The 20,581-nt window shown below is 69.4% G+C and carries 17 protein-coding genes; 11 read left to right on the top strand and 6 right to left on the bottom strand.

What is annotated here, in order from left to right; all coding sequences use genetic code 11:
• The first annotated feature begins 85 nt into the window (after nucleotides 1-85).
• From JSQ98_RS05950 to JSQ98_RS05930, 5 genes are read left to right on the top strand one after another with little or no spacing between them, the layout of a single operon-like run.
• The gene (locus JSQ98_RS05950; RefSeq protein WP_249290759.1) at nucleotides 86-1,006 is read left to right on the top strand and encodes an NUDIX hydrolase; all 921 of its coding nucleotides are present in this window, start codon (nucleotides 86-88) and stop codon (nucleotides 1,004-1,006) included.
• Complete coding sequence (nadA, locus tag JSQ98_RS05945; protein WP_211648787.1) at nucleotides 1,003-2,343, top strand: quinolinate synthase NadA; 1,341 nt, start codon at nucleotides 1,003-1,005, stop codon at nucleotides 2,341-2,343. The genes JSQ98_RS05950 and nadA overlap by 4 nt, the downstream gene beginning before the upstream one ends.
• Nucleotides 2,340-4,016: an L-aspartate oxidase gene (locus JSQ98_RS05940; RefSeq protein ID WP_211648786.1), complete on the top strand. Its 1,677-nt coding sequence runs from the start codon at nucleotides 2,340-2,342 to the stop codon at nucleotides 4,014-4,016. The genes nadA and JSQ98_RS05940 overlap by 4 nt, the downstream gene beginning before the upstream one ends.
• Nucleotides 4,010-4,858 (top strand): carboxylating nicotinate-nucleotide diphosphorylase, encoded by an 849-nt coding sequence (gene nadC, locus JSQ98_RS05935; protein ID WP_211648784.1) that lies wholly within the window; start codon nucleotides 4,010-4,012, stop codon nucleotides 4,856-4,858. The genes JSQ98_RS05940 and nadC overlap by 7 nt, the downstream gene beginning before the upstream one ends.
• 49 nt (nucleotides 4,859-4,907) lie before the next feature.
• Entirely contained in the window at nucleotides 4,908-6,140 is a 1,233-nt protein-coding gene (locus JSQ98_RS05930; RefSeq protein ID WP_211648782.1) for a cysteine desulfurase family protein, read from the top strand.
• Here the strand turns inward: JSQ98_RS05930 and JSQ98_RS05925 are convergent.
• Together JSQ98_RS05925 and JSQ98_RS05920 are read right to left on the bottom strand one after the other, a co-directional pair.
• Complete coding sequence (locus tag JSQ98_RS05925) at nucleotides 6,070-7,392, bottom strand: DUF4192 family protein (RefSeq protein WP_211648780.1); 1,323 nt, start codon at nucleotides 7,390-7,392, stop codon at nucleotides 6,070-6,072. The two genes, JSQ98_RS05930 and JSQ98_RS05925, sit on opposite strands and share 71 nt — an antisense overlap.
• A 158-nt stretch (nucleotides 7,393-7,550) precedes the next feature.
• Nucleotides 7,551-9,338: an FAD-binding protein gene (locus JSQ98_RS05920; RefSeq protein ID WP_211648778.1), complete on the bottom strand. Its 1,788-nt coding sequence runs from the start codon at nucleotides 9,336-9,338 to the stop codon at nucleotides 7,551-7,553.
• Between the two features lie 77 nt (nucleotides 9,339-9,415).
• On the opposite strand from JSQ98_RS05920, the gene JSQ98_RS05915 reads away from it, so the two are divergent.
• Entirely contained in the window at nucleotides 9,416-10,423 is a 1,008-nt protein-coding gene (locus JSQ98_RS05915; RefSeq protein ID WP_090150667.1) for a LysR family transcriptional regulator, read from the top strand.
• Here JSQ98_RS05915 and sufU read toward each other — a convergent pair.
• The 4 genes from sufU to JSQ98_RS05895 are packed head-to-tail and all read right to left on the bottom strand — an operon-like array spanning nucleotide 10,395 to nucleotide 14,635.
• The gene (sufU, locus tag JSQ98_RS05910) at nucleotides 10,395-10,865 is read right to left on the bottom strand and encodes a Fe-S cluster assembly sulfur transfer protein SufU (protein ID WP_211648777.1); all 471 of its coding nucleotides are present in this window, start codon (nucleotides 10,863-10,865) and stop codon (nucleotides 10,395-10,397) included. The two genes, JSQ98_RS05915 and sufU, sit on opposite strands and share 29 nt — an antisense overlap.
• Nucleotides 10,862-12,181, bottom strand: a complete 1,320-nt coding sequence (locus tag JSQ98_RS05905; RefSeq protein WP_211648776.1) for an aminotransferase class V-fold PLP-dependent enzyme — start codon at nucleotides 12,179-12,181, stop codon at nucleotides 10,862-10,864. Before JSQ98_RS05905 ends, sufU begins: the two co-directional genes overlap by 4 nt.
• A 58-nt stretch (nucleotides 12,182-12,239) precedes the next feature.
• Entirely contained in the window at nucleotides 12,240-13,532 is a 1,293-nt protein-coding gene (locus tag JSQ98_RS05900; RefSeq protein ID WP_211648775.1) for an MFS transporter, read from the bottom strand.
• Between the two features lie 23 nt (nucleotides 13,533-13,555).
• Complete coding sequence (locus tag JSQ98_RS05895) at nucleotides 13,556-14,635, bottom strand: DsbA family protein (RefSeq protein ID WP_211648774.1); 1,080 nt, start codon at nucleotides 14,633-14,635, stop codon at nucleotides 13,556-13,558.
• An 82-nt stretch (nucleotides 14,636-14,717) separates the two neighbouring features.
• Between JSQ98_RS05895 and rsmI the strand changes: the two genes are divergently transcribed.
• The 5 genes from rsmI to ispG all read left to right on the top strand — a co-directional run bounded on the left by rsmI (nucleotide 14,718) and on the right by ispG (nucleotide 20,572).
• On the top strand, nucleotides 14,718-15,536 hold the full coding sequence (gene rsmI / locus JSQ98_RS05890; RefSeq protein WP_211648773.1) for a 16S rRNA (cytidine(1402)-2'-O)-methyltransferase: 819 nt from the start codon (nucleotides 14,718-14,720) through the stop codon (nucleotides 15,534-15,536).
• A gap of 172 nt (nucleotides 15,537-15,708) precedes the next feature.
• A complete protein-coding gene (locus tag JSQ98_RS05885) occupies nucleotides 15,709-16,752 on the top strand; it encodes an FKBP-type peptidyl-prolyl cis-trans isomerase (protein WP_211648772.1) in 1,044 nt (347 codons plus the stop codon).
• A 9-nt stretch (nucleotides 16,753-16,761) separates the two neighbouring features.
• Nucleotides 16,762-17,850 (top strand): 1-deoxy-D-xylulose-5-phosphate reductoisomerase, encoded by a 1,089-nt coding sequence (gene dxr, locus JSQ98_RS05880; protein WP_211648771.1) that lies wholly within the window; start codon nucleotides 16,762-16,764, stop codon nucleotides 17,848-17,850.
• A 97-nt stretch (nucleotides 17,851-17,947) separates the two neighbouring features.
• Complete coding sequence (locus JSQ98_RS05875; RefSeq protein WP_211648770.1) at nucleotides 17,948-19,342, top strand: M50 family metallopeptidase; 1,395 nt, start codon at nucleotides 17,948-17,950, stop codon at nucleotides 19,340-19,342.
• A gap of 99 nt (nucleotides 19,343-19,441) precedes the next feature.
• Nucleotides 19,442-20,572 carry a flavodoxin-dependent (E)-4-hydroxy-3-methylbut-2-enyl-diphosphate synthase gene (gene ispG, locus JSQ98_RS05870; RefSeq protein WP_090150633.1) on the top strand — a complete coding sequence of 377 codons (1,131 nt, stop codon included), beginning with the start codon at nucleotides 19,442-19,444 and terminating at the stop codon, nucleotides 20,570-20,572.
• Nucleotides 20,573-20,581 lie beyond the last annotated feature (9 nt).

Here is a 20,581-nt window from a genome sequence, read left to right as displayed (position 1 = left end):
GATCTGTACTCGCATCTTGACAGCTCCCGATGTGCGCGTATGCTGCTTAAAGTCACATTGACTCTAACCTGGTCCGGTTGAGGGTATGGCGGAGAGGGAGGTCGAAGTGGATTTCGCGGATGTCAGCGCGAGCGAACGCCCCTATCTCCCGCCTGCCGTTGCGGTCTCCACCGTGGCTTTCGCGCTCAACCCGCCGTCGGGCGCGTTGGTCGTCGGACAGGGGGTGCGGCACGACGCGGCAGGGGAGTCGAGCGCCACGCTCTGGATCCCGCTCGTGCGCCGCACGCGCGCACCGTATCTCGGACGCTGGGCGCTCCCGGGGGGTCCGACGCGCTGGGACGAGACCCTCGCCGACACGGCACTGCGTTCGATCCGTGCGGCGGCGCAGTGCACTCCGGGGTACCTGGAACAGCTCTACGCGTTCGGCGGAGTCGAGCGGTCGGCCGATGCGCAGCGCCTCGTCACCATCGCGTACTGGGCGATGCTCGGCGAAGACGATCTCTCGACTGCGGTGCCCGGCGGCGCCGAGGGCGGTTCCACGGGTGCATCGACCGCAGAGCAGGCGGGCGGGCGGAGATGGGATGACCCGCGCGTCGATCCTCCGCGCGCCGAGACGGGAGCTGCGATCGATGAGAGCGGCCGCGCCGATGCCAACGTCGCCTGGTGCTCCGCCGATGCGCTGCCCGACCTCGCCTTCGACCATTCCGCGATCACCGACTACGCGCTCGCCCGGTTGCGCAGCAAGACAGAGTATGCAGCCGTCGCCCACCGCTTTCTGGGACCCGTGTTCACCATCGGCCAGTTGCGCGCCGTGCACGAGGCCGTGCTCGGGTACGCCGTCGATCCGGCGAACTTCAGGCGACAGATCCTCGCGCGGGGCGCGCTCATCGACACCGGAGAGCGTGAGACCGGCTCACCGCACCGGCCCGCTCGACTGTACCGATTCTCGAACGAGGCGGCACCGGAGTTTCCGGATGCACGCCCGCAACCCCGGAGGCCAGCATGACCAGCGTCTACGAGCTCATCAGCGAGGCCGCAGAGCGAGAGCGCGAGATGCGGCCGGCATCAGCGCCGACGTCTCCCGCAGCCCGATCCCATCGCCGACCGATCGCTCTCCGTGCGACCGGGTCGTCGAGTTGCGATTCGGACCTCTCGCAGGATCCCTGGCAGGTCGACCGGGCGCCCGGGTACGGTCCCGGTGCGTCGACGATCGATCCGGTTCCCGAGCACTCCCCGCGCCAGGGCCCGCTTCCCGAGCGATACACCGCGGCGAGCGACGATCAGCTGGCCGACTGGATCACCGCCGCGCGCGAGGCCCTGGGTCCTCGCGTGCAGATCCTGGGACACTTCTATCAGCGCGACGAGATCGTGCAGTACGCCGACTTCGTCGGTGACTCGTTCATGCTCGCGCAAGCGGCGAAATCGAGCCCGGAGGCCGAAGCCTTCGTCTTCTGCGGAGTGCATTTCATGGCCGAGACCGCCGACATCCTCTCCGGGCGCGACCAGGCGGTGATCTTGCCGAACCTCGCAGCGGGGTGCTCGATGGCGGACATGGCCACGATCGACCAGGTCGAAGCGTGCTGGCGCGACCTGATGGCCGCCCTCGGCACGACGGCGGAGGACGGACGGCGCACCGTCATTCCCGTGACGTACATGAACTCATCGGCGGCGATCAAGGCGTTCTGCGGTCGCAACGGAGGGATCGTCTGCACGTCGTCGAACGCTCGCGCCGTGCTCGAATGGGCCTTCGAACGGGGGCAGCGGGTCGTCTTCTTCCCGGACCAGCACCTCGGCCGCAACACGGCGAAGGCCATGGGGATCGACGAGGCGGAGATGCCGCTGTGGCGGCCGCATCTGCCGCTCGGAGGCAACACGGAGCAGCAGGTGCGAGATGCGCGCGTGATCCTGTGGAACGGGTTCTGCTCCGTGCACAAGCGCTTCACCGTTGCGCAGATCGAGCGCGCGCGCGCCGAATTCCCCGATGTGCGCGTCATCGTGCACCCCGAGTGCCCGGCCTCGGTCGTCGAAGCGGCCGATGGTGCCGGCTCGACGGAGTACATCAGACGGGAGATCGAGCAGGCCGCTCCGGGCAGTGTGATCGCGGTCGGTACCGAGATCAACTTGGTGAACCGATTGCAGCAGCAGCGACCGGACCTGACGATCTTCTGCCTCGACCCCGTCGTGTGCCCGTGCTCCACGATGTACCGCATCCATCCGGCGTACCTCGCGTGGACCCTCGAGGCGTTGCTCGACGGCTCGACGCCGAATCGCATCAGCGTGCCGGACGGCGTCGCCGATGACTCCCGCGTCGCACTCGAGCGCATGCTCGCCGCGAAGCCGTGATCCTCGTCATCGGATCGGGAGTCGCCGGTCTGTGCGCGGCGCTCGCCGCGGTGCATGCAGGAGCCGATGTGATGATCGTCACGGCGGGGGAGCTCGGCACGGGCAACGGATCGTCCGATGGGCGCGAACGGGTGCTCGGGAACACCCCACTGGCGCAGGGCGGGATCGCCGCGGCGATCGGCATTGAGGATCGCGCGGCCGACCACCTGGCGGATACGTTGCAGGCCGGAGCGGGACTGACCGTTCGTGCCGCCGCGGACGTGCTCGTGCGCGACGGGGCGCGGCTGGTGCGCGGACTGCTCGCGGAGGGCTTCGCCGCCGACCGGGGGAGCGATGGGGGCGTGGCCCTCGGCCTCGAGGCGGCGCACTCGAGAAATCGCATCGTGCACGCGGGCGGCGATCGGAGCGGAGCGGTGCTGCATGCGCACCTCGTGGGTCGCGTGCTGGACTCCGTGCCCGGACGTCGGAACGGATCGCTCAACGGCGCCCTCGTCGTGCGCGAGCGAACGACCGTCACCGGGCTCCTCAGCGAGGCCGGCGCGGTGACCGGGGCGACGGTGCGCCATGCCGACGGAGCTGAAGCGAGCCTCTCCGCCGACGCCGTGGTGCTCGCGACCGGGGGCTACGCCTCGCTGTACCCGATGAGCTCGAATCACCCTGGAGCGCGCGGTGCGGGCATCGTGCTCGCCGCTCGTGCGGGGGCGGTGGTCGCCGACCTGGAGTTCGTCCAGTTCCATCCCACGGTGCTCGCAGAGGGGCAGAACGGCCAAGGCCTGCTGATCTCGGAGGCGGTCCGGGGTGCCGGGGCGGTGCTGCGCGACGCTCGGGGCGAACGGTTCATGCTCGGCCGTCACCCGCGTGCTGAGCTCGCGCCGCGTGATGTGGTCTCGCTGGAGACGCACCGCGCCATGCATCGCGCAGGTGCTGCTGAGGTGTGGCTCGACGCCACCCCGATCGAGCATCGTGAGGGCTCGGGAGCGCTGCGGCGCCGATTTCCCGCGATCTCGCGGGCGCTCGCAGCGCGTGGGCACGATTGGGCTCGTGAGCCGGTACCGGTCGCGCCTGCCGCGCACTACACGATGGGCGGGGTGGCGAGCGATACCTCGGGCCGCAGCAGTGTGCCGGGGCTGTTCGTCGCGGGCGAGGCCGCCTCGACGGGCGTGCACGGTGCGAATCGACTCGCTTCGAACTCGTTGCTCGAAGGTCTGGTGTTCGGCGGCCGCGCGGGAGCGGCTGCGGCGGGATACCGAGGTCGGCAGGACGAGTGGCTCGAAAGCGGCAGCGCTCTCGGGCGACTGGTGCTCGATGCGGACAGGTGCGTCGTCGGTGACGGCGAGCCGCGGCACACCGGGGCGCTCGAGCTGGAGGTCTCACGGGCGCTGGGCGCCCACCTGGGAATCGAGCGGAACGGCTCCGGGCTCGCGCTCGCGGCGCGGGTGTTCGAGCGCGGTGCGGGGGATGCAACGCGGCTCGCGACCATGATCTGCTGTGCTGCGGCGGCCCGCAGGGAGACGCGCGGGGCGCACGTGCGATCGGATTTTCCAGACGTCGATCCAGCCCTCTCCCGCCGACGCGCGTTTCGCATCGAGTTCGGCACGGCACCGCCGCCCAGCCCGCCCGCACCGTCACGCCCCCGACAACTGACCCAACAGAGGAGCGTTTCCGTATGCTGACGCAGTCCATCGTCGATACCGCGGTTCGCGCCGCTCTCGCGGAAGACGCTCCGTGGGGCGACCTGACCGCCGAACTCGCGATCCCCGCCGAGCTCGGCATCGCAACACGCCTGGTGGCCCGCGAATCGGGTGTGTTCGCGGGCGGGGCGATGGTGCGCGAGACCTTTCGGCAGGCGGATGCGCGTATCGAGATCACGGATCTCGCGGAGGACGGTGCGGTGTTCGCCGCCGGAGAGGTACTCGCCCGCGTTGCCGGCCCCGCCAGAGGCGTGCTGACCGGCGAGCGCGTGGCGTTGAACTTCGCTCAGCGGCTCTGCGGTGTGGCGACGCTCACCTCGCGCTTCGTGGCGGCCGTCGCCCACACGTCTGCGCGCATCGCCGACACCCGCAAGACGACGCCGGGTCTGCGCGCTCTCGAGAAGCATGCGGTCCGCGCCGGGGGCGGTGTGAACCACCGCTTCAGTCTCTCCGACGCGATCATGGTGAAGGACAATCACCTTGCAGCCCTCGGCGCATCCGACACCGCGACGACGACGCGCGCGTTGCGGCTTCTGCGGGAGCGAGCCGGGCACACGACCGCGATCATCGTCGAGGTCGACCGGCTGGATCAGCTCGATGCGGTGCTCGCCGCCGATATCACGGGGGTGCTGCTCGACAACTTCCCGCTCGACGATCTGAGCATGGCGGTGCAGCGGATTGCGGGCAGCGTCGTCGCGGAGGCGAGCGGAGGGGTGTCGCTCGAGACGGTGGCCTCGATCGCGGAGACGGGAGTCGATGTCATCTCAGTCGGGCAGCTGACGCACGGTGCTCGCGCGTTGGATCTGGGTCTCGATGCGGATTGAGCGCTGCGCATGAGCTGGGAGCACCGCGCATGAGCGGGGAGCACCGCGCATGATCGGGGGAGCGCCGCGCCTCGGCTCGAGTGCCGACGGGTATCTCGACGCCGCAGCGACGGCGCCGCTGCGGCCTGAGGCGCGGGCCGCGATGATCGATGCGCTCGACGACGGCGCGGCGAACGCCTCGAGCGTGCATCAGGCCGGTCATCGTGCCCGTTCACGGATCGATGCGGCGCGGTCTGACATCGCGACGGCATTCGCTGCGCGTCCGTCCGAGGTGATCTTCACGTCGGGCGGTACCGAGGCCAACAACCTCGCGATCATCGGGCTCGCGCTCGCGAACCCTCGCGGTCGGCACCTGGTCACCACGCCGATCGAGCATCCGTCGGTGATCGAGAGCTGCCGGTATCTGGAGCGCGTCTTCGGCTTCTCGCTCGACTTCGCAGAGGTGGACGAGGTCGGACGCGTGAGCGCCTCGTCGGTCGCAGCGCTCGTGCGCTCAGACACGGCGCTCGTGTCGGTGGGGCTCGCGAATGCGGAGGTGGGTACCGTGCAGGATCTGCCGCGGATCGCGCAGATCGTGCACGCCAGCGGGGTGCTCCTGCACACGGACGCCGTGCAGGCCGCTGCCTCCTTGCCGGTGCGCTTCGGGTCCGCGACGTTCGGCGTCTCAGGAGCCGCCTGGCCGGGACCCGGTATCGATGCGATGACGATCGCGGGCCACAAATTCGGCGGGCCGCAGGGAACCGGGGCGCTGCTCGTGCGATCCGGTCTCGCCGTGGAACCGCTGCTCCACGGCGGCGGGCAGGAGCAGGGGCGCCGAGCGGGCACCGAGAACGGACCGGCGCTCGCGGGCTTCGCCGCTGCGGTGCGCGCAGCCAGTGCGGAGATCGGCTCGCAGGGCGTGGCGCTGATCGAGTCGCGCGAAGCGCTGATCGAACGCGTGCTCGCGGAGGTGCCGGGAGCCCGTCTCACGGGCGATCGCGCAGAGCGACTGCCGGGGCACGCGTCGTTCGTCGTCGACGGGGTGAGCGGAGAGTCGCTCCTGGTGGCCCTCGACGCCGCCGGGTTCGCGGTGTCCTCTGGTTCGGCATGTGCTGCGGGATCGGATGACCCGTCTCCGGTGCTGCTCGCACTCGGATTCTCCGCCGAGCTCGCGCAGACCGGCATCCGATTCACGCTCGCCGGCCCCGTGACCGCGGCCGCGATCGACCGCATCATCGAGGTGCTGCGCGCCGAGACTGCGTCTGCCGCGCACCGCCGAGGCTCGTGGAACGGGTCGCAGTGAGTCTCCGATACAGCGGTTTCGTCGTCAACCGGTGCACCATGGTGGCGAGCTCATGCCCAGCATCGATGGCGAGAGCCTCATGCGCCTGGCGGCGTGCCACCGACTGATTGCCCTGCAACCACCAGAGCCACGCGCTCAGTGCGAGCATGCCGGGTCTGAGGGGCTCCGGCGTCTCGCTCATCGTCTCTCGCAGTCGGGCGAGCACCCCGCGCAGGCGGCCGTGCTCGGTGAACTCTGGGCACGCACCGTCGAGGATGCGGAAGATGGACCAATCCGATGCGGCGACGCGTGTGCGTTCTCGCCCGGCCGAGGTGTTCGCGCGGCACTCCGTTCGGAGCCCCGCAGCCGGTTCGTCGGTGAGCGGTGGGAGATCGATCTCGAGTTCCACCGGCACGCCGGTGAATCTGCCGATGGGCAGTTCCGCGGCGAGTTCGAGAGGGAACTCAGGACGGGTGAGGAGTCCCAGTGCGATGATCAGCCAGCGATCGGAATGCGCACTGTTGCGGACGAGGCGCGCCGCAGCGTCACTGCTCAGCGGGCCGTCGGCGCACAGATCGCGGGTCGACTCCGCGGCTTCGGAGATCCAGGCGAAGTACGAATCTGAGGTGCTCCCGGATTCGGAGCGCAGCGGGGGGACGCGCTCCGAACCCGGGAAATCGGAGGGAGGATGGTGTTCGAGCGCGCGCGCCAGTGCCGCGGCACGCGCGGGATCGGCGGTCGGAATCTCTCCGAGCCGTTGGAGTTCGACCGGTGCCTCGATCTGTCGGAGCGGGCCGCGGATGACGGGGCTCTCCGCGATCTCGCTGAGGGGTCGGCCTGCCAATGGCGGGTGCGGGTCGAGGAAGCTCAGCCATCCATCTGCAGCGAGTAGGCAGAGTTCTCGGATCTCGACGCCGTCGCGACGGAGGCGGCGCTCGATGCGCCTCGCCAGTCGTTGCCATGGGGGAGGGCCCGTCACGTCGAACGACGCGTTGCTGACGATGACGACGGCCACCGCGACCGGGTGCTCGTGCATCGCGGAGAGATCGCGCGCGAGCTCGCTCATGAGATCGAGGATCGCGAGTGCATCGCCGGGATCGTCACTGCGGGGGAGGTCGATGCGGACCGCAGGGCCGGAGCGTGCGCCGATGAAACAGATCACGAACAGGCTGTCGGTGGCGGTGAACCCGGTGAGATAGGGCAGGGCCGCGAGGAAGTCTGCGGTGCCAGAGCATCGGATGACGGGGCGGGGGTCGGATTCGCGTTCGGTCATGATCCGATCCTCCGATGCTGCGCCGCACGACGAACGGTTATGCACAGAACTCGGCGCGGAGCACCGCGATTTCGTTTCCACGCGGCGGTGTGAGCGGGACTCCGCATTGCTCTGACCACCGCCGCGCGGAACTCGTGCTGCGGAACCGACCTCCCCGGCTACTCGACGAGCTTGCCCTGAACGGTGTCGTCAGCGGCGGCGAGCGCGAGATCACGGAAGGTTACCGGCGCCTCCGGGAGCGGCTCGAATACGGCACCGCGATCCGGCGTCCAGACGAAGTTCCCCCGCAGAGACGGATCCTGCTCGGTGTAATCGGAGCGGTTGTGGCAGCCGCGGGTCTCCCGACGCTCGCGCGCGCATTCGATCGTCGCCCGTGCGGCGAGCATCGACCCGTACAGATCGAAGGCATGAGCGAGGTCGTCGAATCCCGCGATGTCCGGATGCGCCGTGACCCGCGCCACGCGCTCCTGCAACGCTTCCAGCTTTCCGAGTGCGGTCGTGAGACCGGCCTCGCTGCGCACGACGCCGACGTGCTCGGTCATGATGTCTCGCAGAGCGCGCTGGAGCCGACGCGGGCTCTCGGTGCTCTTATCGGCGGTCCCCGCTCCCTCCAGCAGGTTCTGCATCTCCGCGCGCGCCTCGGCGACGGCGGCCGGGTCGCGGCGGATCTCGGTGAGCCCCGACACGTAGTCCGCGGCATCGGAGCCGGTGATGCGGCCGTACACGAGCAACTCGATGAGGGAGTTGCCGCCGAGGCGATTCGCGCCGTGCAGGCCGCTCGACGCCTCACCGATCGCGTAGAGTCCAGCGACCCCGGTGCTGTGCGTGTCGGGCGTGACCCACACACCGCCCATCGAGTAATGGGCGGTGGGCGCGATCTCGATCGGCTCCTCGGTGATATCAAGCATCTGCAGATCGATCAGCGTGCGGTACACCCGTGGCAGCTTCGAGAGGATCTGCTCGCGCGGAAGATGCGAGACGTCGAGGAAGACGCCGCCGTTGGTGGTGCCGCGGCCCTCAGAGATCTCGGTGTAGCTCGCGAGAGCGACGCGGTCCCGGGTCGAGAGCTCCATGCGTTCCGGGTCGTAGCGCTCCATGAAGCGCTCTCCGAGCGCGTTGCGCAGGATCCCGCCCTCTCCTCGAGCCGCTTCCGAGACCAGCGTCCCGGCGGCGTCGGCGGGCTCGAGGATGCCGGAGGGATGGAACTGCACGAGTTCTGCGTCGCGGATCTTTCCGCCGGCGAGCGCGGCGAGTCGGAACGAATCGCCGGTGTTCTCATCGCGCCGGGAGGAGGTGTTGCGCCAGATGCGCGTGTGGCCGCCCGCCGCCAGGATCACGGCGTCGGCGTGGATGACCACCGGGGCTCCGTCGACGATGTCGAACCCGTAGGCGCCGAAGATGCGTCCGTCGGCGACGAGCAGGCGCGTGATGTACACCGTATCCACGATCGAGACGCGCAGTTCGGCTGCGCGCCGCATCAGGGTGCGCTGAATCTCCAGGCCGGTGTAATCGCCGGCGTACGCGGTGCGGCGATACTTGTGCGCGCCGAAGAAGCGCTGGCTGATGCGGCCGTCGTCCTCGCGGGCGAACGGCATGCCCCAGCGCTCCAGATCCTCGATGCCGCGCGCGGCGTTGCGGGTGACCGTCTCGACGATCGCGGGGTCGGCGAGGAAGTACGATTCGCGGAGCGTGTCGGCGGCGTGCTGTTCCCAGCTGTCCTCGGGATCCATCGTGCCGAGGGCGGCGTTGATGCCGCCTGCGGCGAGGGTCGTGTGCGCGTCGTGCGCGCGCCGCTTCCCGACGGCGAGCACCTGGACGCCGCGCTCCGCGAGTTCGATGGACGCGCGGAGTCCGGCTCCGCCGGTGCCGATGACGAGTACCGAAGTGGAGAGGAGGCGCTCGTTGCGAGCAGCTCCCTGGGCGGGGGTGGGAGAGATGCGATTCATGCTCATCACGCTACGACCGGCCGATCGATTACTCCAATGAATAGACCTGATCGCCAAGATGCGTTTACGCTATGAAAATGAACCTCGAACAGCTCCGTGGCTTCGTCGAGATCGCGCAGCTCGGGCACTTCACCCGCGCCGCCGAGCGGCTCCACCTGGCCCAACCATCGCTCAGCAGGCAGATCTCCACCCTGGAAGCGGATCTCGGCGTCGAACTGCTGCACCGCGTCCGCGGCAACGTCGCTCTGACCCCAGCAGGGGAGCGGCTCCTGCCGATCGCGCGGCGGATGCTCGCCGACGCCGAGACCGCGCGCCACGAGATGACGGATCTCGCCGAGCTGCGACGCGGGCGCATACGGCTCGGCGCGACACCGACGCTCTGCACGAGCCTCGTCGCCGATGTGCTCGCCGCGTTCCGCGACCGCTACCCGGGCATCGAGATCGAGATTCTGGAGCGGGGCTCGCGGAGCCTCATCGCCGCGCTCGTCGAGGGAGCACTCGATCTTGCACTGATCGTGACGAGCGTGTCGTCCGGAGCGGCGCGTGCGGTGCTCGAACGCGAGCAGATTCTCAGCGAGCGTCTCGTCGTGGTGTCGGATCCGACCCGGCCGGATCCGTTCGGCCGCGACGAAACCGGTTCGGAGGACCCCGACCGTCCCGTCGAACTCGAGGAGCTCGCGCGAGTGCCGCAGGTCGTGTTTCCGGAGAACTACGATCTCAGGGTCACGGTGGACGCCGCGTTCCGCGCACGCGGAGTGACCCCGCTCGTCGCGGTCGAGGGAGCGGAGATGGACGCGGCGCTGAGCTTCGCCGGTCGAGGGATCGGCGTCGCCGTGGTGCCAGCGATGGTGGCGGCGGACCGCCCGATGCTGCGCACGGCTCCACTCGCTGACGCGGCGCTCTCGCGCACCGTGAGCATCGCGCGCCGCGTCGACATGGCTCCCACGCGCGCCTGCGCCGCGCTGCAGGCGGTGATCCGCGAGGTCGCCGACCGCGTCACCGCGCCCGGCGCCGAACTGTCGAATCTCGTGACGCGCGTCGGAGGAGCTGCGGAAGCTAGGAGCGCTGCGCCTCGACCTGCTTGAGGTCGGCCTCGAGAGCCACCCAGCCGAGCATCGCGCACTTGATCCGCATGACGAACTTGGAGACGCCCTGAAGCGCGACCGCGTCGCCGAGCAGTTCCTCGTCGGGATCGCCTTCGCCGCGCGCCTGGATCATCTCCCGGAATGCGTCGATGCGCGTCCAAGCCTCGTCGACGGTGAGGGCGTCGTCGCGCACGAGCTGCGACAGGATGGAGGCCGATGCCATCGAGATGGAGCACCCCTGACCCTGCCACGCCACCTGTCGGATGAGGCGGGTCTCGGGGTCGACTGAGATCGACAGATCGATCTCGTCGCCGCAGCTCGGATTGAACTCATGGTGCGACGCGGTCAACGCGGCCGCATCCGCCTCGAGTTCGCCCTTGCCGATCGGTCGCTTGGAGTGATCGAGGATCACCTCCTGGTACAACCCGTCCAGTGCACTCATGCCGAAACCTCCGCCCCGAAATACCGCTGAGCGCCGCGGAGCGCGTCGACGAAACGATCGACTTCGTCTTCGGTCGTGGTGACGTGCACGCTCGCGCGCGTACTCGACGTCAGGCCGAGCGCGCGATGCAGCGGCTGGGCGCAGTGGTGCCCGACGCGCACCCGCACCCCCTGCTCGTCGAGATACTGCCCCACATCGTGTGCATGCACGCCCTCGACCGAGACTGCGGCCAGTGCCACGCGCTGCGCCGTATCGGCCGGCCCCAGCAGGTGCAGACCCGGCGTTTCCAGGATGCCGGCGACCAGCCGCTCGACGAGTTCGTGCTCGCGTGCGGCTGCGCGGCTCATGCCGATCGCGTTCAAGAAGGAGACCGCTGCGCCCATGCCGACCGCTTGCGAAACCGGCTGCGTTCCCGGCTCGAAACGCTGCGGAGCCGGCATGAACTGCGCTGACTCCATCGTGACCTTCGTGATCGCGGAGCCGCCGGTTCGTGCCGGCGGCAGTGCGTCGAGCATCTCCGGGCGCCCGTAGAGCACTCCGATGCCGTTCGGACCGAACATCTTGTGCCCGGAGAACGCTGCGAAGTCGACGCCGAGCGCGGTGAAGTCCACGGGAATGTGGGGCACCGACTGGCAGGCGTCGAGCACGGTGACCGCCCCGACCGCGTGCGCGAGCTCGACGAGCTCCGCGACGGGTGCGACGTAGCCGGTCACATTCGAGATGTGCGCGAATGCGAACACCCTGGTGCGCTCGGTCACTGCGGCGCGCGCGTCGTCGATGGTCCAGGTGCCGTCCGCCCGCACCGGAATGTACCGCAGGCTCGCTCCCGTTCGCTTCGCGAGCCGCTGCCAGGGAATGAGGTTCGCGTGGTGCTCGGCTTCGGTGATCAGGATCTCATCACCGGGTTCGAGTCGGAAGCGCTCACTGCCGGAGACGCCGAGACCGGCGTTCGCCTCGCCGATGCCGGTGGCGACGAGGTTCAGCGCGTCGGTCGCGTTCTCCGCCCACACGATCTGCTCGGGCGCCTCCGCTCCCACGAAGGACGCCACGGCGGCGCGAGCACCCTCGAACGCCTCGGTGGCGGCTCCGACCGCGCCGCTGGTGCCGCGGTGCACGGCGGCGTTCGACGACTCGACGAACCGGCGTTCGGCGTCGAGCACCCGGCCCGGGCGCTGCGACGTGGCGGCGGAATCGAGGTAGGCGGGAGCGAACTCGAGCGCGTCTTGCGCGACGAAGTACGGGAATTCCGCGCGCAGCAGCGCGACGTCTGCGGGGGTGAGCGCGGGATGCAGCGCGAGGTCAGGCATGTTCTCCATTCTTCCACCTCTCGGGGTGGCGGTACCGGCCTGCAGTGCAACGCCGCCGGGCACTGCGCTATTCCGCGTCGAGCGTCACCGGCGCAGTGTTCGGACCGTGCCCGGCGCGATCGTCCGCTCCGCTCAGCCACCAGTTGATCGCGCCGGCCGCGAGTGCCAGCACGGCGGCCGCGAGCGGCAGCACGAGCGCCGCGCGCGTGCCGAGATCGGTCGCGACGACGCCGGTCAGGGCGGCGGCAGCCGACTGGCCCACCATGAGTCCGGAGCCGAGCATCGTCATGACGGTCGCCGAGCGGCCGATGGGACTGCGTGCGGCGCCGAAACTGTAGAGCGTCACGAGGAGCGGCCCGACGCCGATGCCCATGATCGCCAGGCTGAGCAGAATCGAGGGCACGTCGTGCGACCACTGCAGCAGCACGGCGCCAGCCACGATGCAGACCGCGAACACGGGCCACCGGGCGCGGAGCGAGAAGCGCGGGGGAAGCGCCGCGACCCCGATGGCGAAGATCGCGGAGCCCACGCCCATCGCCCCGTAGATCAGGCCGGCACTCTCGGGGTCGCCGCGATCCTGCATGAACGACGTGAGCGACGTGAGCATCGAGCCGAAGAACAACCCAACGGTCACGATGCCGAACACCGTCACGAGGAGCGCGGGTCGTGCGAGTTCCGACGCGGGAGCGAGCACTGCCGCGCGCTGCTCCGGCGATTGCGCTGGCGCGCTCGTCCGGTGCAGGGCGAAGGCGGTGACGAAGAGCAGCGTGAGCACGGCAGCGCCCACGATCGGCGCCCACGCGCCGATCGTGGTGGCGAGCACGCCGACGATCACCGGGCCGAACACGAAGATGACCTCGTCGGCGGCCGACTCGTAGGCGAGCACGTTCGACAGCACCCTCGGCCGCCGCTGCGCCGGCAGATCGTGCGCGACGATCGCGACGAGCCTCGAACGCGACATCGGCGACGTCTGCGGCACCGTGGCGCCGGCGAGGAATGATCCGAGGAACAGCACCCACGTCGGCAGCGGGCTGAACGCGATCCAGGCCAGGGCGCCGAGCAGTGCGCTGTTCGCGATGGCGGCGATGAGCAGTGTTGGCCGCTGCCCGTAACGGTCTGCCGCCGCGCCGATGAGGGGCCCGACGCAGGCAACGCCCAGCCCGACCATCGCCGAGTTGAGACCGCCGAGTTCAACGGAGCCGCGCGCGGAGACGACGAGCGTGAGCACGCCGATCACCATCATCGCGAACGGCAGACGCGAGACGAGGGCGAGCGGGTAGTACAGCTTCCCGGTTCGACTCAGGAGCGTGACCCCGCGGGGCGACGTGTCAGGGACCGGGTGCTCGCTCGTCTGATGCATAGCCGACCGATTCTAGCAGCTCGTTACGAGACGGATCCCACGGCGACGTCCTGCTCGGCGAGGAAATCGGTGAACGCCTGCGCGTCACCGGGGGAGCCCGTGAAGGGAACGCCGTCGACGACGACGAACGGCGTGCCGGTCACGGCGAGCTGCGGATCCTCAGCGCCCGGCACGGGATTGTCGAACACCCACTCGTTGAGCGCCTGGGCGAAGGGCACGAACCGCTCTGACTCGATGCATGATCGCACGTCGTCGTTCGCGCCGCCCGCCGCCTCGTCGACCGCGTCGATCAACGCACCGTTGTCGAGTCCGCCGGTCGTCTCCGCCGGCTGCACCGCCGGATCGAACAGGTGGCGGTGCACCTTCCATGCGGCTTCCGGCTGCGCTTCCGCCACGCACGCCATGGCGGCCGAGGCGCGCGACGAGTACTGGTCGGGGGAGATGCGATCGAGGAATGTCAACGGAGTGATCTCGACCGATGCCTGGCCGCTCTCCATCAGCCGCTCGAGCGTTTCCCCGTTCGTGGTCTCGAAGACGGAGCAGGAGGGGCAGCGGTAATCGACGTACACGCGAACCGTGTGCGCCTCGGCTCCCGCCTCCTGCGGTTCGGGGGCGCCGGTGCTCGGAACCTCGGATCGGACCACGCCGTCCTGATCGAACACGATGCCTCCCGTGGCCATGTTCTCGGGCCACGACATCGGATCCTCCGAACCCTGTGGCTCGTCTGCAGCGCCGGGGGCGCCGGAATGGGAGCCGGACGGGGCGGTGATCGAGCCTGCGAGCGTCACGGCCGACACCACGCCCAGCACCAGCGCGACGAGCAGCGCGAGCGCTCCGGAGGCGAGCCCGACGACCGCCGGAGCACGGCGGCTGCGGGAGATCACACCGACGATGCCGAGCACCACCGCTGCGACGGCGAGCAGCGCTCCGAGAATCGCACCGAGACCGAAGTAGAACGCGGAGACGATCACCGTGACCAGAGCGGCGAGACCGAGCGCCATGGCTGCGATCGAGAGGTTGCCGTTGCCGCGTCGCCGCGATGCCGAGCCCGATTCGGCGTAGGGGTGGGGCGGTGCTGGCACTGGCTGCTGTGGATCGGTCATGGATTCATTCTGTCAGCAGGCCCACGCCAGGGCGCGTCACCCGCCGCACCCGCCCGGTGACGCGCGCGCATACGATTGAGGCATGATCCTTCTCGCGGCGACGCCGATCGGAAACCTCGGTGACGCCTCCGCGCGGCTCCGCAGCACCTTCGAGGAAGCGACCGTCGTGGCCGCGGAGGACACGCGTCACACCGCCCAGCTGCTCCGTCTCCTCGGAATCGAGAATCGACCGGAACTCATCGCGCTGCACGATCACAACGAGCACGAGCGGGCGGCAGCGCTCGTCGAACGCGCGCAGACTGAAGACATCGTGCTGGTGAGCGACGCCGGCATGCCGACCGTTTCCGATCCCGGGTTCCGAGTGGTGCAACTGGCCGCCGAGCGCGGGGTCCCCGTCAGTGCGATCCCCGGCCCGAGCGCGGTCATCACGGCGCTCGCCGTAGCCGGCCTCCCGACCGATCGTTTCGCCTTCGAAGGATTCCTGCCCCGCAAATCCGGCGAGCGGGTGCGTGCCGTCCGCGCACTCGCCGCCGAACGGCGAACGCTGGTCTTCTTCGAATCGCCCAGCCGGCTCGCGGCGTCGCTCGGCGACCTCGCCGACGCGTTCGGGGATGATCGCGCCGCGGCGGTCTGCCGCGAGCTCACGAAGCTGCACGAGGAGGTGCGGCGGGGAGGTCTGCGCGAGCTCGCCGCCTGGGCAGCAGACGGGGTGCGAGGAGAGATCGTCGTGGTGGTGAGCGGCGCGGCTTCGAGCGCTGCATCGCCCGAATCGGCGCTCGTCGAGGTGCAGGCCAGAGTGCAGGCGGGAGAGCGTCTCAAGGACGCGACACGGGCCGTGGCCGAGGCCACCGGACTCTCATCGCGGGAGCTGTACGCCGCCGCGCTCGCCAGCCGTCGGTGAAGCGCGGCGTCTGCGCGTCGGCTCGCGATCACAGGCGAAGGTCGGAAGCCTCCCAGCCGCCGGGCAGCGCAATGCGCCATACTCGAAACGCATTCATGGCCGCGCGCCCACCGCACCTCCCTGTGCATCGGAACTGACGCGGCTCCTCGCGACTCGAAGGACTCCTATCACCGTGAAACTGACGCGCGCCATCGCCCCCGCCGCCCTCGTTGGCGCACTGCTCCTGGTCGGCTGCTCGAGCGGCGGCGGATCGGCGAGCGCCGATGCTTCCGGCACCGATTGCCTCGCTTCCGGTTCGGCCAGCTCCAGTGTGAAGGTCTCCGGTTCGGTCGGCGAGGATCTCGAACTCACCTCGGACACCCCGGTGGAGGCGGACAAGATGCAGCGCTCCGTGCTGGAGGAAGGCGAGGGGGACGTCGTCGAGGAGGGGCAGTCGGTGCTCACCTCGATGACCCTCTTCAACGGTGCCGACGGGTCGGCGCTGCAGCAGCTTCCCGCGAGCGCGATCCCGGTCGAGAAATCGGGGCTCGCCGAGTGGGCGTACGACGGTCTGCGGTGCGCCACGGCCGGCGAGCAGATCGCGCTCGCCGCTCCGTACGCCGACGTCTTCGGCGAGACGCCGCCCGAGCAGACCGGTCTCGAGAACATCACCGCCGACGACTCGCTCGTCATCGTGATGGAGTTCGGGGAGATCACCGATGCGGGCGACGCTGCCGCTGCGACGGGCGAGCCGGGAACGCTGAAGAGCGATGAGCTGCTCTCCAAGGCGGAGGGCAAGAAGGTCACCGCGCCCGACGGGTTCCCGACGGTCAAGGTCGCCGAGGACGGCGAGCCGACGATCACCGTCCCGGACGGCCTGGAGGCACCCGACAAGCTCGAGATCGCCACGCTCGTCGAGGGCGATGGCGAAGAGGTGCAGCCCGGAGACCGCGTATACGTGAACTACCGCGGTGTGATCTGGCGCACCGGCGAGGAGTTCGATTCGAGCTGGAGCCGCGGAGAGCCCACCGACTTCCTCACGACCCAGGTCATCGGCGGATTCCAGAAAGCCCTCGAGGGCCAGAAGGTCGGGTCCCAGGTCATCTCCGTGGTGCCGGCTGAGGACGGCGGCTACGGTGCGGCAACGCTGGAGCAGCAGGGGCACCAGGGCGACGACGTGATGGTCTTCGTACTCGACATCCTCGGCACGGTGCACGCGGACGCGCCCGCCGAGTAGCCTGGAGCGATGAAGCGCGTCATCGTCCTCGGTTCCACCGGATCCATCGGCGAGCAGGCGCTCGACGTCATCCGCAAGCATCCTGCGAAGTATCAGGTCTCCGGCCTCATCGCAGGGACCCAGGCGGATCGCCTGCGCGAGCAGGCGGACGAGTTCAACGTCGAGCACACCGGTCTCGGCGCCGACGCCGCGGTGCAGCTCATCCGCGACGTGCAGGCGGATGTCGTGCTCAACGGCATCACCGGCTCCGTCGGGCTCGGCCCCACCATCGCCGCGCTCGAAGCGGGGCGCACGCTCGCGCTCGCGAACAAGGAATCGCTCATCGTCGGCGGCGATCTGGTGACCGGGCTCGCGGCTCCCGGGCAGATCGTTCCGGTCGATTCCGAGCACTCCGCGATCGCGCAGGCGCTGCGGTCGGGCAGCCGCGACGAGGTGCGCCGCCTCATCCTGACCGCGTCTGGCGGGCCATTCCGGGGTCGCACACGTGAGCAGCTGCGCGATGTGACGCCCGCCGAGGCGATGACGCACCCCACCTGGAACATGGGCCGCGTGGTGACGACGAACTCGTCGACGATGGTGAACAAGGGGCTCGAGGTGATCGAGGCTCACCTGCTCTTCGGTGTCTCCTACGGCGATATCGAGGTCGTGGTGCACCCGCAATCGGTGGTGCACTCCATGGTGGAGTTCATCGACGGGTCGACCATCGCCCAGGCCTCGCCCCCGGACATGCGGCTGCCCATCGCACTGGGGCTGTCATGGCCGGATCGCATGGGCAATGTCGGAGTTCCGCTCGACTGGCGGTCGGCGACGGCGTGGGAGTTCGAGCCGCTCGATTCGGCCGCGTTCCCCGCCGTCGACCTCGCCAAGGAGGTCGGTCGGGCCAGACTCACGTATCCGGCGGTCTACAACGCCGTGAACGAGGAGGCGGTCGACGCGTTCCACGCCGGTCGCATCGGGTTCCTGGACATCGTCGACACCGTGCGCCGGGTGGTCGAGGCGCACGAGACGCCGGCGCAGCTCACGCTCGAGTCCCTCGCCGAGGCCGAGCGCTGGGCGCGCGAGCGCGCGCAACTGGCGATCGACGCGCGCGGGCGCTGACGCGCGCCGCCGTCGAACCGCGCTGCAACCGACGGTGATCCTGAGAAGGCCTGCGGCTTCCCCGAAACTCCCCAGCGGTGCGCAGTAGCCTGAGCGGGTGACTGAGGTACTGCTCTACGTGCTCGGCATTCTGATCTTCGTGATCGGTCTCGCCGTGTCGATCGGCCTGCACGAATTCGGGCACCTCATCCCTGCGAAGCTCTTCGGCGTCAAGGTGACGCAGTACATGCTCGGGTTCGGCCGCACCATCTGGTCGAAGCGCAGGGGCGAGACCGAGTACGGCGTGAAGATGATTCCGCTCGGAGGGTACATCGCGATGTCGGGCATGTACCCGCCGGAGCAGCCCGGCGCGGCAGCGCGGCCGTCGACGACGGGGTTCTTGAACTCGGTCGTGCAGGAGGGCGCCTCGTTCGGCAAGCCCGACGCCGAGCCCAAGCGAGGCATGGCGGCGGTGGTCGAAGACGCTCGGCTGGCGAATGCCGAGTCGATCGATTCTGGGGAGGATCACCGCACCTTCTACCGGCTTCCCCCGTGGAAGAAGATCATCATCATGCTGGGCGGGCCGCTGATGAACCTCGTGCTGGCGTTCGTGTTCTTCGCGATCGTGCTCGTGGGGTTCGGTGTGCCGCAGAACAGCACCACGCTCGGTCAGGTCAACGAGTGCCTGGCGCCGGCGAACAGCAATGCGTCCTCGTGCAGCAGCGATGATCCGGCCGCGCCGGCCGCCGCGGCCGGACTGCGCCCCGGTGATCGCGTCATCTCGGTCGACGGGACGCGGATCACCAGCTGGGATCAGTTCCGCACGATCATCGGAGAGTCGCCGGACGAATCGCTCTCCGTGGAGATCGAGCGCGGTGGTGCAGAGCAGACCGTCTCGTTGGAACCCGTGGTGAATACGCGGACGGTCACCGACGCCGACGGAAACACGGTGACGCGCGCCGACGGCACGGTGCAGACCGAATCGGTCGGCATGATCGGTGCGGTTCCGGCGAGCGAGAACGTCGCGCAGCCGATCACCGCCGTGCCGGCGTTCGTCGGCGAGAACGTGCAGCGGGTCGCCGGCATCATCATCCGCATGCCCGAACGCATGATCGACGTCTGGAACGCCGCGTTCGGCAGCGAGGCGCGCGATCCGAACGGGCCGATCAGCGTCGTGGGCGTCGGCCGCATGGCGGGGGAGATCGTCAGCCTCGACGACGCGCCGGTCGCCGCCCGTGCGCAGACGATGATCGGTCTGCTCGGCTCGCTGAACGTCGCGCTCTTCGTCTTCAATCTCGTGCCGCTCCTGCCGCTCGACGGCGGCCACGTCGTCGGCGCGGTCTACGAATGGTTGAAGCGCGGCATCGCCAGGCTGCGGCGGAAGCCGGACCCCGGGCCGATCGACACCGCCAAGATGGTGCCCGTGACGATGGCGGTGGCCATTGTGCTCGGCGCGATGACCGTGCTGCTCATCTACGCCGACCTCGTCAAGCCGGTCTCGCTCTTCGGGTAGCGCCGGACCGCGGCGCTCCGACGCCTCTGCCGGTGGGACTCGCCTCCGGCACGCAGCCTGCGCGAGTAGACTCGGCCCGTGCCAGCAGTCAATTTGGGAATGCCGCAGACCGTCGAAGTGCTCGCTCCGCGGCGTCAGTCGCGCGCCATCAAGGTCGGGTCGGTGACCGTCGGTGGGAGCGCTCCGGTCTCGGTGCAATCGATGACGACGACGCCGACCACGGACATCAACGCGACGCTGCAGCAGATCGCGGAGCTCACCGCGTCGGGCTGCGATATCGTGCGGGTCGCCTGCCCCAGTCGTGACGATGCTGAGGCGCTGCCCATCATCGCGATGAAGAGCCAGATCCCGGTCATCGCCGACATCCACTTCCAGCCGAACTACGTGTACGCCGCCATCGATGCGGGGTGCGCCGCGGTGCGGGTGAACCCGGGCAACATCCGCAAGTTCGACGATCAGGTCGGCGAGATCGCTCGGCGCGCGAAAGCCGCCGGAGTCTCACTGCGCATCGGCGTGAACGCCGGTTCCCTCGACCCTCGGCTGCTCGAGAAGTACGGCAAGGCCACCCCAGAGGCCTTGGTCGAGAGCGCCGTGTGGGAGGCGTCGCTGTTCGAGGAGCACGATTTCCACGACTTCAAGATCTCCGTGAAGCACAACGATCCGATCGTGATGGTCAAGGCCTACCGCCAGCTCGCCGAGCGCGGCGACTGGCCGTTGCACCTCGGCGTGACCGAGGCGGGCCCCGCATTCCAGGGGACCATCAAGAGCGCCACGGCGTTCGGTATTCTGCTCTCCGAGGGCATCGGCGACACGATCCGCGTCTCCCTGTCGGCGCCTCCCGTCGAAGAGGTGAAGGTGGGGTTGCAGATTCTGCAGTCGTTGAACCTCCGCGAGCGCAAGCTCGAGATCGTCTCGTGCCCCTCGTGCGGGCGCGCCCAGGTCGACGTGTACACGCTCGCAGAGGAGGTCACGAAGGGCCTGGAAGGCATGAGCGTGCCGCTCAGGGTCGCAGTGATGGGATGCGTGGTGAATGGGCCGGGCGAGGCGAGGGAAGCCGACCTCGGCGTCGCTTCCGGCAATGGCAAGGGGCAGATCTTCGTCAAGGGCGAGGTGATCAAGACCGTGCCCGAGAACGAGATCGTCGCGACACTGATCGCCGAGGCGAATCGTCTGGCTGCCGAGATGCCGGCCTCCGAGGGGACGGGGACGCCAGAGGTCGTGACCGCCTAGCGCAGCGCC

The sequence above is a fragment of the Leucobacter manosquensis genome (assembly GCF_018304845.1).
In the GTDB taxonomy this organism is placed as follows: Bacteria; Actinomycetota; Actinomycetes; order Actinomycetales; family Microbacteriaceae; genus Leucobacter; species Leucobacter alluvii.
This window is presented reverse-complemented; position numbering and strand designations above follow the sequence as displayed.